Source organism: Alkaliphilus sp. B6464 (assembly GCF_018141165.1).
Classification (GTDB): Bacteria; Bacillota; Clostridia; order Peptostreptococcales; family Natronincolaceae; genus Alkaliphilus_B.
In genome coordinates this window covers 2,301,450-2,315,939 of the sequence record NZ_CP058557.1, presented here as the reverse complement: position 1 = coordinate 2,315,939, position 14,490 = coordinate 2,301,450, and the positions used below count along the sequence as shown (strand labels likewise).

Sequence of the window (14,490 nt, the reverse complement as noted above, 5' to 3'; positions counted from 1 at the left end):
ATTCTCCTTAGAAAGGAGGTGATCCAGCCGCACCTTCCGATACGGCTACCTTGTTACGACTTCACCCCAGTCATTGGCTTCACCTTCGACAGCTTCCTCCAATAAAGGTTGGATAGCTGGCTTCGGGTGCTTCCGACTCCCGTGGTGTGACGGGCGGTGTGTACAAGACCCGGGAACGCATTCACCGCGACATTCTGATCCGCGATTACTAGCAACTCCGACTTCATGTGGGCGAGTTTCAGCCCACAATCCGAACTGGGACCGATTTTGTAGGATTCGCTCCGGATTACTCCTTGGCTGCCCGTTGTATCGGCCATTGTAGCACGTGTGTAGCCCTGAACATAAGGGGCATGATGATTTGACGTCATCCCCACCTTCCTCCGAGTTATCCCCGGCAGTCTCTCTAGAGTGCCCAGCCGAACTGCTGGCAACTAAAGACAAGGGTTGCGCTCGTTGCGGGACTTAACCCAACATCTCACGACACGAGCTGACGACAACCATGCACCACCTGTCACCTCAGTCCCCGAAGGGAAGGCTTCGATTAAAAAGCTGTCCGAGGGATGTCAAGTCCAGGTAAGGTTCTTCGCGTTGCTTCGAATTAAACCACATGCTCCGCTGCTTGTGCGGGTCCCCGTCAATTCCTTTGAGTTTCATTCTTGCGAACGTACTCCCCAGGCGGAGTGCTTAATGCGTTAACTGCGGCACCGAGGTTTGACCCCCAACACCTAGCACTCATCGTTTACGGCGTGGACTACCAGGGTATCTAATCCTGTTCGCTACCCACGCTTTCGTGCCTCAGCGTCAGTTGCAGTCCAGAGAGTCGCCTTCGCCACTGGTGTTCCTCCTAATATCTACGCATTTCACCGCTACACTAGGAATTCCACTCTCCTCTCCTGCACTCAAGCCCTACAGTTTCAAAGGCTTACTACGGTTGAGCCGTAGCCTTTAACCTCTGACCCATAGGGCCGCCTACGCACCCTTTACGCCCAATGATTCCGGATAACGCTTGCCCCCTACGTATTACCGCGGCTGCTGGCACGTAGTTAGCCGGGGCTTCCTCCTAAGGTACCGTCATTATCTTCCCTTAGGACAGAGCTTTACGACTCGAAAGCCTTCATCGCTCACGCGACGTTGCTGCATCAGGGTTTCCCCCATTGTGCAATATTCCCCACTGCTGCCTCCCGTAGGAGTCTGGACCGTGTCTCAGTTCCAGTGTGGCCGTTCACCCTCTCAGGCCGGCTACTGATCGTCGCCTTGGTGAGCCATTACCTCACCAACTAGCTAATCAGACGCGGGCCCATCCTATACCGAAATTCTTTGACCTTTTAGGGATGCCCCTAAAAGGTATTATGGGGTATTAGCAATGGTTTCCCATTGTTATTCCCCTGTACAGGGTAGGTTGCCCACGCGTTACTCACCCGTCCGCCGCTAGCCAAATATCCAACACTCAATACTCTTACTATAACTGTTAGTCACACTTTATAAACGCGTGTAGGACTCCATTCTTCCGTCCTAGACGCTGACTATATTTGTTCAGCTATGTTAAGTACTCAGTGTTGAATATTTGGCCCGCTCGACTTGCATGTGTTAGGCACGCCGCCAGCGTTCATCCTGAGCCAGGATCAAACTCTTAAATAAAATTTCTGGGTTCATCTTAGTAAACTAAAATGATTTTTTAGCTTTCGCTAATTTTGCTCTTTGCATAAAATCAATGATTTTAGCAATTTGCTTTATGCTGGCTTAATCTATACTGTTTAGTTTTCAAAGACCTCTTTAAGAGCTTATGCCCTATCGCCTTGTTGCGGCGACTTATTTAATATAGCACACCTGAAACATTATGTCAACAACTTTTTTGTTTTTTAATTTTCATTGTTTCAAAACTTCAAATTGTCGAAAACAGCTTTTATAGCATATCATTTCCACTTCATAATGTCAATATGTTTTTTGAATTTGTTTTTTAACTATCTTGTATCACCTGAATTAAGTGATGACTTAAGATAATATATCATATATTTTTATTTATGTCAATTTGTTTTATGCATTTTACTAATAAGGGTTTGGGATGGTTAGTTTTAATAGTTCACTAATATAGTTTATAAAAAAAATCATATTTTATACATATATATAAATAAAAATATATTATATTTTAAAAAAGATACAGCTAGACTATAATATCTAGCTGTATTGTCTAACCCCTGTTTCCTATTGATTGGCTGCAATAACGCTACCTAAAGCTATTGAGTATAACTTTGTTTCGGCAGAATCAGCTCTAGAAACTAAAACTACTGGAGCCTTTGCTCCCATAATAATACCTGCTGATTTTCCATCTGCCATATAGGTTAAGGCCTTTCCAATTCCATTGCCAACCTCAATTGTTGGTACTAGTAATATGTCAGTTTCACCGGTCACTGGACTTTCAAAACCTTTAGTAGTAGCAGCTTCTTTAGATACTGCCAAATCAAACGCTATAGGTCCTTCTACATAAACTTCTTCTCCAAATATTCCTTCTTGAGCCATTGCTTTTAACTTAGCACCATCAACAGTAGAAGGCATCTTTTCATTTACTTTTTCCTTCGCAGATAAACAAGCTACTTTTGTATCTTTATTACCTAACGCCTTAGATACTAGTATAGCATTATCTAGTATACCTTTTTTATCTTCTAGAGACGGTTCAATATTCATTCCTCCGTCTGTAAGTAGAAGTAACTTATGATAAGCTGGCAGCTCGTATACCATTACATGGCTTAATAAATTATTGGTTCTTAGTCCAACTTCCTTATTCAGTACAGCTTTTAGTAAAATTGATGTATCTAATATACCCTTCATAACAAAATCAGCTTTTCCAGTAGAAACTAATTTAACGGTTTCTAGGGCAGCCTCCATTAAATCTTCTTTATGAATTATTGTAAATAAATCAATTTTTATGTTTAACTCTCTAGCAATTTCTTTTATTTTAGGCTCATCTCCAACCAATATAACATCTACCAAATTAAGCTTACGTGCTTCTTCAACCGCCTTCAATACATCTTTATCTTGAGCCGCTGCAACTGCTATCTTCATTTTATTCTGGCTTTTCGCCTGTTTAATTAATTGTTCTAATTTATTAATCATCGTATCACCCCATAATTTAATAATTTAAAATACATCTTAAGCATATTCGATAAATTAATTCTACAAACCTTACCCTTTTCCTGCTTTTTCAAAAAATTTAAACACTTTGCTCACAATAAAAATAATCGCTAATTTTAGCGATTATTTTTTAGTAAAGCATTTAATTGTTCACTACATGCCTTTGTAATTTCATCTTCATTATTTAGGGCTAAAGAAGTATCTAAATATTCCTTCGCCTTCGCTAAGTTTCCTATTTCCATATGGACCATAGCTAGATTACATAATATCTCACTATTTTGTCCACCAATATGTAAAGCTCTTTCAAAGTATTCTATAGACTGACTGTGGTACCCTATGCTTCCATAACATAGTCCTAACTCAGCTATAGTATCTAATTGATTTTCTTCCAATTGAAGAACTTTATCAAAGTACCCAATAGCATCTTCATACTTTAACAATTGTCTATAAGCTAAACCAATAAAGAATAGGAGATTCCACCAGTTTGAATATCTTTCTTCTAGTTCTAGTAATAAAGTAAGTCCTTCCTGGGGCCTTCCACTTAAAACTGCTTCGTATCCTCTTTCATATTTAGCCTGATCTTCTATTTCTAAAAGCATTTGATTTACTTCATTACTAAGATCTACATTTGTATCAAGTTTTAAGTATCTTTCCCAGTATAGCTTTGCTTTATTAAATTGTTTATTATCAGAATATAAGAATCCTAAATGATAATAAGCTAGTGAAAAATTTTCATCAATATCTAAAATTGTTTCGAAGCATATAGTAGACTCCTTTTTAAAAACACTTTGTACTTTAGGCTTATTATTAAGATGCTCACTAGAATATTTAAGTAAAGTAAGCCCATAGTTAAATATATAGTATATATTTTTATCATTTAACAGAAGTAGGGCTTTCAAAAATATAATACTCTCTATCATTTTACCTTCATCTGCAAATTTAATAGCTTCAAAATTAATATAATCTTCAATATCTGAATTAACTGCATATAGAAATTTAATATATTCATCCCTATATTTAAAATCAGAATCTACACCAAGCAAATAGACCATACCTCTTACTATTCCATTAGCTGTAATAACTTTATCTTCTTCCTTGGTTTTTATATTATTCGCAAGTTCTGTAGTTAATAATGGAACGAATAGACCTTCGTCAGGAACTACATAATCTTTTACTTGTATTGCCTCAGAACTCAATTGAACAAAGGATAAATCCTCAGTTCTTTTGTGAATATATGGCTCTATTAAAAATTTCATTATACCCCTCTTTTCTAAAACTCTCTCATAAATAGTCTTTTTCTCCTATTACTAGCACTTAATGTTTCAAATAAGTAAGCCCTATAAATCATAAAATAAGAAAACCAAACTTGTCCTATGAAGTATGCAAGTAGACCTCTAATTGAAGTAAACATTGTGCTAAACGATATAAAATAGTTGAACACATTGGATATAATTCCAAATATATTTATATATCCACCTGTAATAAAGTAAAAAATCACTAATAAAATTATATTTGGAACAAACCACTCTATCCAATTATCTCTTACAAAATTAATTGTATAAGTAACTGTCTCCCACGGCCCATAATATTTCTGATAGGTAGTTTCAGGTATTGGATTAAAAAATATAAATGTTAAAAACACAATAATTAGACTAAAAGCATTCGGACCTATGCTGCTTACAATCATTGGTGAAATAAAACCTATAATTAGATTTGCTACATAGCTTATAAACAAAATAGACCAAACCTTCCTTAAATACGGTGTAAATCCATCTTTAAAATCTTGAAAATTAAAGTATCCTCTATTCAATATGGTATTTAAAAGGTATAGATAATTTGAAATTAATGCGCTAGTAGCAATAATCCACACTAACCCACCTAATATCCAAAAACTGCCTAAGCTCATTAATAAAATAATAGTAGCAATAGAGTAAAATAATCCGGTAAAAATTATGGGCCAATTTTTAGCCATGCTCATTAAAGCCTTTTTTGAAATACTACGATTAGTATAAAAAAGATCTCTTAATATTTCCATTTGTATATCACCATCCTTATTCATCAAATTTTATTTTATAGTACTTACAATCTTCCAATGCCTTGCTTTCTATCTGATAATCAAATAAAACAATTACCTGTTTTTCTTCTATGCTGTCAATTTTGTATTTAACCCTATCTATTATTGTAACATCCACATTAAATGGCTCAAAATGCACTTGTTTTATAATCTGCTTAGCAGGTATATCTTCATAAAGCGGTAAGTATGTCTTTACATTTTTAGTACTTTGTAAAAACTCATGACATTTATTTTTGAATCCATCTATCTCTACTCTGTTAAATATAGAAGGCAAGAAAGAGGATTTTGTATTTTTTAAGAAATCTAGTTTTAGAACCTCCTTAAATACTTCAACTCCATTAAACTTGTTCCAACTATAAAATTGAGCAAGTATTTCATATAATTTATTTTTACTGTGAGAAATATGATGATGTCCTTGGGCTTGCCAGTACTTCCATAGTTCCTCAAAAAATTTAAAGCTACTTGAATAAAAATTGTTAATAATAAGCTCTATACTATTATTAAATATACCTGAATTCCAATATATCTCCACCATTTCTTCTAATCCCTTTAATCTAATTATATCACCATATGAAAGCCAAGAGGTTTCCATTACCTCGTATGGTGGATAATCTGAATAGACGTATCCATATTCCCCAGCCCTGTTTCTCAAACCAGAACCCTTAAGTAATTTTAAAAATCCAATTTGAAGTTTTTCAGGTCTAAGTGCGAACACATCATCAAATGACTTTCTAAAAGAGAAATAATCTTCTTCAGGAAGCCCTACTATTAAATCTAAGTGCTGATGTATGTTTTTACTTTGTGAAATTCTTCTAACAACCTCACTTAGCCTTCCAAAGTCCACATGTCGATCGATAATATTAAGTGTCTTCTCATTAGTAGATTGTACTCCTATTTCAAACTGGAATAATCCTACAGGTACTGTGCTTAAAAAAGTCAATATATCATCATCTAGAAGATCCGCAGTAACTTCAAAATGGAAATTTGTTTTTCCTCTATGATATTCTAAAATGAAATTCATAATCTCCATTGCATAGGATTTTTTAGCATTGAATGTTCTATCAACAAATTTTACTTGTCTTACTCCTTGATCAATAAAATATTTAATTTCATTTTTTACTCGTTCTATAGGTAAAAATCTAACCCCCGAGATGGATGATGATAGACAATACTGACAGTTAAAAGGGCAACCTCTTGAGCTTTCATAATAAACAATCTTATCTGCATCTAAACTTTCTCCAGTATAAGGAAATGGTAAACTTTCCATTGAAGGTAGAGTTTTTTTCGACTCTGTAAACACAATCTGTCCTTTTGCTCTGAAAGCGATACCTTCCACTAAAGAATAATCATCATTATTCTTTAATGCTAACATAAGTTGTCTAAATGTATCCTCTCCTTCTCCAATAACAACAATATCAATTGCATCGTTTTCTTCCATTAAGATAGCAGTATCAAAAGAAACCTCGGGCCCACCTAAAACTATCATTACTTCTGGCATAATCTTTTTTATATGTCTAGTTATGTAGTCAATCATGTCCATATTCCATATATAACATGAGAAACAGAGGATATCTGGACTATAATTATAAATCTCTCTTATAATGTAATCCTTACTATTATTAATGGTAAACTCCTTTATTTTAATATCATCAGTGTCTATTATATCAATTACTGACTTTTCTAAATAACGTACAGCTAAGTTTGTATGAATATACTTAGCATTTAGTGCTGTTAGTAATACTTTCATTTTCTACCTTCTTTCCTATACCAATATAATCTATTTACTATATAAATAATCTATTTTTCTGTCAATGATATTTTCTGTTTTTAATTATAGCATATATTTCATTTTTTTACATAAACATAAAGTCTCTATAATCAACAGAAAAACAAGTTAATTTTTTGTAATAATTATAGTATTATTGACAATTCCATTGTATTTGATAAGCATTTTCATTATAATAATAACATCAGAATAATGAAAGGTGGTCCTATATTGCTTGCTCAAACGCACAAAATTATTTCCGAGCATGTTCATCAAAATATTAAAGAGGTGCTTGGTGTGGATTTAAATAAACTCAGTTTAATTTACGGAAGTATAAAGCCAGATATCGCATATAGTTTGGCTAAAATGGATCATTTTAAACCACAGTCCTTTAATTTTGTTTGTAATGAAATCAATGAATTATCAAATTATGATTTCCAATCTAATAAGGACTTTATAAAGCTACTTTCAACTCGTATAGGCATAACAACGCATTTTATTTCTGACTTTTTTTGTGTTCCTCATAATGATCGTGCAACCTATAAAAATAATTTTATTAATCATGTAAAATACGAAAATCAACTTCACAAATTGTTTAAAACCTTCGATGAAAAAATTGAAATATCAAAGGACTATTTTAACATAAGTAATGATTGTGCTGATTCTATCAAAACGCTTATTGATAATCTACATGGACAATACCAGAGAAGAGGTGAAAGTCTTTTAAATGATACAAAAAGTTCCATACATGTTTCATCCATAGTTGGACTTTTCATAGTCTATAATGCATTAAATAATAGGATGATTAAAGTAGCATAAGGATTTCGTAATGAAAGCAGCTTTGCTGCTTTTTTTATATATTGATATTAATACTGCTCTAAAAGGCTTAATTTTCTGTAGAAACTTGAAGGTTTTTCATTATTTTTGTAGAATAAAGTAATTAGAGACAATACAATAACTATACACACTATATTGCTTAACAGAAAGGGGAATCTATTATGGAGGAATTTTCCAAAATATCATTTCAGGAAATCTCTAAAAGAGATATGTTAATAATAATTAAAGCCCTAGAATATACTGGAGAAAATACAAAAATTCCTTCTTTTATTGAATTAAAAGATAGTATAGTAAAGCAATTAAGTACATTGGCTAATTCTACAGAAGAAGAATTCCTTGAGTATTTACAAGAATTTAGATAAAATCAAGACAGTTAAAAACTGTCTTGATTTTTTTGAATAATAAATTTATACTCACCACTTTTACTCTCCACAGTTAACTCAATATAATTACTAAATTGTACTTTATCCTTAATTCTAATATTATTTAAAAGAGGATGCTTTAATATTGCTCCTTTATTTAAGCTAAATAGATCTATTTCATTGCCCTTCTTTTCAAAAAGTGTTCTACCAACTTCATATTCTCTTAATTTACATACATATTCTCCCATGCTTCTAATAAAACTAATATCTTTTATTTGATTAATTACTATTTTATCTGTCTGTTTTGTTAATGCTAAAAGTCCATATGTAATGGCATACACTTCTTTTTCCTTGCATTTCGAGAGATTAGACATATATCCTATATCTGTATGTACATTTATAAGATTATTTAGAGATGTAATTAATATATTCTTGCTATCATAAGTATTAAAACTATAAGTATTACTATCTTTTAACCTGTCTAAATCAATCAAATAATTTATCTTTTCTTGTTCAAACCTAATCTTATAGTTACTTGGTATTTGTCCATTAACATACTCTTCTAGCTCTAGCAGTTGTAGATGTATCAAATAATTTTTAAGCTCATCAATTAATTGTTCCTTTTCAATCAATTTGTTCTTAATTAAAAAAAAGATTGTCCTAAGCAATAGGAGTCCTGTTAATACTACTTGTGGATGCCTGTTTATATAAATGATGTTTTTATAAACTTCCTCTTGAGCTGCATTAAAGTTTTTATTGGCTAAGGCTATTGGAATAATTCTCGAAAAAGCCTCACCCCTTTTATCATTCCAGTAAAAATCATCTTCATAATACCGCTTTCCCAATTTTAATTTGTATATGTAATTTAAAGGTGCACCACATCTGTAATATTTCCACAGCTTAATTTCTTCCATCATCCTTTTATAATCTACTAAAACATGTCTGTTATCTTTATTATCTACAAGACATTTACAATTAATTAGCATTAATTGGGTAATATAGCTCCATTCTCCTGTATCAGCTTTTAATTTTAAATCTTCACTATATGAATAACTAAATGGATGTAAGCCATCATTATTAGTATTAATATCATTTTCTTTTAAAAATCCTACAGCATCTCCATAAGCCATATAAGCGAGTATATCAATATTTTTATTATTTGCTTCCAACTCATCCCCTCCTAAAAGCTACCTATAGACATAGTATCTAATTTGAAAAATATATACAAGGCTTATAATTAGTAAAGCAGCCAATCTCATTAATGAGTTGACTGCTCCTGTTAACTACATTCTTTCTGGTGCTTTAATTCCTAATAAACCTAATCCTATACTCAATACTTCTTTAACTACAAAAACTACTGCCAATCTTGCTTTCTTTAATTCTTCATCTTCTACTAAAATTGGATGATCATGATAGAAACGATTAAAGGCTTGTGCCACATCAATAATATGTCTTGTGATAATAGATGGCTCATTTTTTCTTTGAGCATCTTTAATAACCTCTGGGAATTGCTGAACCTTTTTTAACACTTCTAAAGTTATATCATCAACTAGCAGTTCTGATTTAAAGTTATTATCTACATTAATCTCTGCTCTTCTTAATACACTGGATGCTCTAGCATGGGTATATTGCACATATGGACCAGTTTCACCTTCAAAGTTTAAAACTTTATCCCAAGTAAATGTATAGTCTTTTATTCTATTATTGGATAACTCTTGGAATACAACAGCCCCTATTCCTACTTGTGCAGCTATTTCATCAAGATTATCTATATTAGGATTCTTCTCATTTATAATTTCTCTAGTTTGTTCAACTGCCTTATTTAGTACATCCTCTAAAAACACTACTCTACCTTTTCTTGTAGACATAGTTCCTTCTTCAAGACTTACCATACCAAATGGTACATGTACACAATCATCCGCCCACTCGTATCCCATAAGCTCCAATATCTTTTTCCATTGCTGGAAGTGAAGGTTTTGTTGCGAACCAACAACATATATGTTTTTATAGAAATCATAGGTTTCTTTTCGATAAATTGCTGCTGCAAGGTCTCTAGTAATATATAAAGTAGAACCATCTCTCTTTCTAATTAAAGCAGGAGGCATTCCAAACCCTTCTAGATCTACTATATCAGCGCCGTTAGATTTTTGCAGAATATCTTTTTCTTCCATGGTTTTTACTACACCTGGCATTTTATCTGAATAGAAACTCTCTCCTGCATATGAATCAAAAGCAATGTTTAACATATTGTAAACTCTACTAAACTCTTCTAGGCTTACTTCTCTAAACCATTCCCAAAGTTTTGTAGCTTCTTCGTCTCCATCTTCCAGTTTCTTAAACCATTCTCTACTTTCATCCTCAAGTTGCGGATTTTTCTCTGCCTCTTCATGGAATCGAACATATAATTTAAGAAGTGCAGGTATTGGCTTAGCTTTTACTTCTTCTTCGTCTCCCCAATTTTTAAAGGCCACAATTAACTTTCCAAATTGAGTTCCATAATCTCCTAAATGGTTAATTGTAATAGTATTGAATCCTAAAAATTTGTATATTTTATATAAGGAATTACCTATTACAGTTGTTCTAATATGACCTATATGGAAAGGCTTCGCTATGTTTGGTGAAGAAAATTCTACAATAACATTTTTACCATTACCCATTAAACTACTACCATAGGTCTCCTTTTTAAGTAAAACTTCCTCAATAACAGCCTTTATGAAACATTGTTTATCTATAAAAAAGTTTAAATAGCCTCCAGCAGCTTCAACACTTTTTATAAATTCTTCTTTATCTAAATTTTGAGCAATATCATCGGCTATAACATTTGGGGCTTTTCTGAAAACCTTTGCCAATCTAAAGCAAGGAAATGCAAAATCACCCATTTCAGAGTTTGGTGGAATCTCTATCATTGTTAAAATTTCTTCTTCATTAAGTTCTGGAATATTTTTTCCTAATACTTCACTTAGTTTCTTCTTAAAATCAATCATTAAAAATCCTCCTTTAAATCTCTTTATTACAAAATTACAAAAACAAAAACTCCCGCCCCTATAACTATAGAGACGAGAGAGTATTCCCGTGTTACCACTCTTATTGGCATCAAATAAAATGCCCTCTTTTGCTCCCTCTAACGGTGGAAAGCCGTCATGCCCTACTAATTTCAGGCAGATTCTCAAAGGTGCGCTTCAATGTAAGTAAGTATCAGACTTCCACCAACTCTGACTCGCTTAAACAATCCTTACATTTACTTTCCTTATCATAGAAATTTCTCTTTCTTTTCAAATTAATATATCATATATCTTTTCCTGTTACAATGGGTTTATTCATTAATCTATTCTATTTTTTATTTAATGTGATACTTCCTGTACTTTTATTTAATTTAAAATATCCTTCACTAGATAAGTAAGTTCCTTTTAAAATTCCCTATAAGCGCTATTGATGAAGATTTTCCAAAAAATCTTCATCGCTATAGACTTCTATTCCCTCTGTCTTTAGTAGGGCCGTTGTTACTCCATCACCCTCGGTTAAAGTGCCAGTAAAGGTCCCATCGTAAATTTTTCCTACACCACAGGAAGGGCTTCTGGATTGTAAAATTGCCTTTGTGATTCCCAAGCTCTTAGCAATTTTTAAAGTTTCATAGGCTCCTTTAACAAAATCCTCAGTTACATCTATACTATCATTTTGTATTACCTTGGCACGTCCATTAAGTACATCTTTTCCATCTCCCCCTTGAATTTCCGCTGGAAGACGGGGAGTTGAAAGACCTCCCAACTGTTCAGGACAAACAGGAACAATACCTTTACCATTAAAATACCTAATTATTTCATCTTTAGAATTATTTTTACCATTATATTTGCAATTGGCTCCCAATAAACAAGCACTAATTAATATCATGATATTCACCTCTTCTTTTAGTGCACTTATTTAAGCTGCACAATTGTTACTCCAGCTCCACCTTCACCATAAGCACCTTCTCTATAGCTTTTAACATGCTTATGTTTTTTAAACATTTGTTTAAGTCCCGCACTTAGTACCCCAGTACCAACACCATGAATTATTGTAACATGGGTTAAACCTGCAATATAGCTATCATCTAAATACTTATCTACCTCAAGCATTGCTTCTTCAAGATTTTGTCCCCTTACGTCTAATTCTGTCTTTATATTTTCTGCCTTTGACTTAACTATTTTACCAGTGCCTGTTTTCCTTGTTTCTTTTTCCTCTTTAGTTCTCTCTAGATTAGATACATGCATATTAACCTTCATAATTCCTACTTGAACTTGAACTTCACCATTTTCATCTTCTGGTGAAATAATGTATCCTGTTTGATTTAAAGATAATATACTAACCATTTCTCCAACCTTTAAATTTTTAGGTGGCTTCTTATTAGTTTTAACTATTAGCTGCTCACCCATATCCTCTGCAAGCTTATTCATTTTACCAGAAATGCCTTTCTTTGCTTCCTCAATTCTTCGATTCATTTCTTTTTCTTCTAACTCTATACGTAAGGATTTTAAATTGTCCACAATCTCATCTGCATCAAGTTTTGCTTGTTTAATAATTTTATATGCCTCTTTTTTAGCTTCTTTAATAACCTGTTCTCTCTGTATTTGAAGTTGTTGTTTTTTATCAAAAAACTCTTCTCTTAACTTTTGAGTTTCCATTCTAAGTCTTGTAGCTTCATCCTTTTCTCTTTCTGCGGTGGTTCTATTCCTCTCAATATTTTGTAATAAATCTTCGAAGTGAATATCCTCCCCAGTCAATAATTCCTTTGCCCTATCAATTAAGAAATCTGAAAGTCCAAGTTTCCTTGAGATCTCAAATGCATTAGATTTTCCCGGTACCCCTATTAAAAGCTTATATGTTGGACTCAAAGTTTCAACGTCAAATTCAACAGAAGCATTTTCTACTCCTTCGTTGGATAAAGCATATTGCTTTAATTCACTATAGTGGGTAGTAGCTACTGCAGTTGCTCTCATTTCTCTTAAATGATTCAAAATTGCCATAGCAAGGGCGGCACCTTCCGTTGGGTCTGTACCTGCACCTAACTCGTCAAATAGCACTAGAGAATTTCTGGTCACATTTTCCATTATGCCAACAATATTAGTCATATGAGAGGAAAATGTACTTAAGCTTTGTTCTATACTTTGCTCATCTCCAATATCAGCAAAAACCTGTTCAAAAATAGCTAGCTTAGTACCATAATCCGCTGGAACATGTAATCCACTTTGTGCCATTAGAGTTAGTAATCCTAATGTTTTCAAAGTTACTGTCTTTCCCCCTGTATTGGGTCCAGTAATAACAAGTATATGGAAGTCCTCTCCAAGCCAAATACTATTAGGCACTACTTCGCTAGCCTTTAGCAAAGGATGTCTACCATTTTTTATCATTATTTCCCCATTTGTATTTAATTCAGGTTCAACGGCCTTCATCTCAATAGAAAGTTTACCTTTAGCAAAAATAAAGTCTAGTTCTTTTAAAATGTTTTGATTAGACCTTATATCCTCAGCTCTTTCAGCTATCATTGCAGCAATTTCCATTAAAATTCTTTCTATTTCAACCCGTTCTTTAATTTTTAATTCCTTTAACTGATTGTTAAGCTCCACCACAGCCATAGGTTCAATAAATAATGTAGCTCCACTGGAGGATTGATCATGAACTAGTCCAGGTATACTTCCTCTATGCTCCTGCTTTACAGGTACTACATAACGGTCCTGCCTCATTGTAATAATAGCATCCTGTAAATATTTTTGGTTAGATGATGAAGTGATAATACTATTTAGTTTATTTCTAACCGCATCATTTTTAGAAGCAATTTGTCTACGTATATATTTAAGTTCAGAACTTGCATTGTCTGATATTTCTACATCACTAACAATGCATAACTCTATTTTATCTTCAATTTCCTTTAATGAAGTAAGACTTTGTGCTAATCCTTGAATAATAGGATATTTAATCTCTCTATTATCTTCCTTCAAAAATGTTTTAAGTCTCCTAGCTACAGCTAAAGTATCCTTTAAATGCAATAGTTGGCCAGGGTCCAAATAGGAACCAATTTCTGTCCTTCTAACATATTGCAAAACATCGTTTATTCCTCCTAAAGGCACGTTACCGCGCTGTATTAATATGCTTTGTGCCTCACTGGTCTCATTTTGCCATTTTATAATTTTATTAAAATCCACTATAGGTCGAAGTTCTTGTACCTTTTCTTTTCCTAAAGTAGAAGTACATTTTTCTTCAAGTCCTTCAATTATCTTTGTGTATTCCAAAACCCTCAAACTTCTTTCATTCATTAGATCCACCTCGTTACTTTTAAAATGAATTTTTTA

General features: G+C 33.2%; 10 protein-coding genes, 1 rRNA gene and 1 other annotated feature. Of the genes, 2 read left to right on the top strand and 9 right to left on the bottom strand.

The genetic code is table 11. The features are described from left to right. Positions 1–11: 11 nt before the first annotated feature. The 5 genes from HYG84_RS11400 to HYG84_RS11380 all read right to left on the bottom strand — a co-directional run bounded on the left by HYG84_RS11400 (position 12) and on the right by HYG84_RS11380 (position 6,950). Positions 12–1,638 (bottom strand): 16S ribosomal RNA (locus HYG84_RS11400). 564 nt (positions 1,639–2,202) lie between these two features. Next, positions 2,203–3,111, bottom strand: a complete 909-nt coding sequence (locus tag HYG84_RS11395; RefSeq protein ID WP_212377261.1) for a bifunctional enoyl-CoA hydratase/phosphate acetyltransferase — start codon at positions 3,109–3,111, stop codon at positions 2,203–2,205. 134 nt (positions 3,112–3,245) lie between these two features. Then, positions 3,246–4,385, bottom strand: coding sequence for a tetratricopeptide repeat protein (locus HYG84_RS11390; RefSeq protein WP_212377259.1), 1,140 nt, complete (start codon positions 4,383–4,385; stop codon positions 3,246–3,248). A gap of 14 nt (positions 4,386–4,399) precedes the next feature. Beyond that, positions 4,400–5,188, bottom strand: a complete 789-nt coding sequence (locus HYG84_RS11385; protein WP_249168601.1) for a hypothetical protein — start codon at positions 5,186–5,188, stop codon at positions 4,400–4,402. Beyond that, positions 5,181–6,950 (bottom strand): B12-binding domain-containing radical SAM protein, encoded by a 1,770-nt coding sequence (locus tag HYG84_RS11380; RefSeq protein ID WP_212377256.1) that lies wholly within the window; start codon positions 6,948–6,950, stop codon positions 5,181–5,183. The genes HYG84_RS11385 and HYG84_RS11380 overlap by 8 nt, the downstream gene beginning before the upstream one ends. 249 nt (positions 6,951–7,199) lie before the next feature. Between HYG84_RS11380 and HYG84_RS11375 the strand changes: the two genes are divergently transcribed. Together HYG84_RS11375 and HYG84_RS11370 are read left to right on the top strand one after the other, a co-directional pair. Further along, a complete protein-coding gene (locus HYG84_RS11375; protein WP_212377253.1) occupies positions 7,200–7,787 on the top strand; it encodes a zinc dependent phospholipase C family protein in 588 nt (195 codons plus the stop codon). Positions 7,788–7,966: 179 nt separating this feature from the next. After that, positions 7,967–8,167, top strand: a complete 201-nt coding sequence (locus HYG84_RS11370) for a hypothetical protein (RefSeq protein ID WP_212377250.1) — start codon at positions 7,967–7,969, stop codon at positions 8,165–8,167. Between the two features lie 11 nt (positions 8,168–8,178). Here HYG84_RS11370 and HYG84_RS11365 read toward each other — a convergent pair whose 3' ends face one another. From HYG84_RS11365 to HYG84_RS11350, 4 genes are all read right to left on the bottom strand, one after another. Beyond that, positions 8,179–9,336 (bottom strand): hypothetical protein, encoded by a 1,158-nt coding sequence (locus tag HYG84_RS11365; protein WP_212377247.1) that lies wholly within the window; start codon positions 9,334–9,336, stop codon positions 8,179–8,181. Between the two features lie 114 nt (positions 9,337–9,450). Continuing rightward, positions 9,451–11,151 (bottom strand): arginine--tRNA ligase, encoded by a 1,701-nt coding sequence (gene argS / locus HYG84_RS11360; protein ID WP_305829044.1) that lies wholly within the window; start codon positions 11,149–11,151, stop codon positions 9,451–9,453. 65 nt (positions 11,152–11,216) lie between these two features. Continuing rightward, positions 11,217–11,430: a binding site (T-box leader), on the bottom strand. A 163-nt stretch (positions 11,431–11,593) separates the two neighbouring features. Continuing rightward, the gene (locus HYG84_RS11355) at positions 11,594–12,055 is read right to left on the bottom strand and encodes a DUF523 domain-containing protein (protein WP_212377244.1); all 462 of its coding nucleotides are present in this window, start codon (positions 12,053–12,055) and stop codon (positions 11,594–11,596) included. Between the two features lie 26 nt (positions 12,056–12,081). Continuing rightward, the gene (locus HYG84_RS11350; protein ID WP_212377242.1) at positions 12,082–14,454 is read right to left on the bottom strand and encodes an endonuclease MutS2; all 2,373 of its coding nucleotides are present in this window, start codon (positions 14,452–14,454) and stop codon (positions 12,082–12,084) included. Positions 14,455–14,490: the final 36 nt, after the last annotated feature.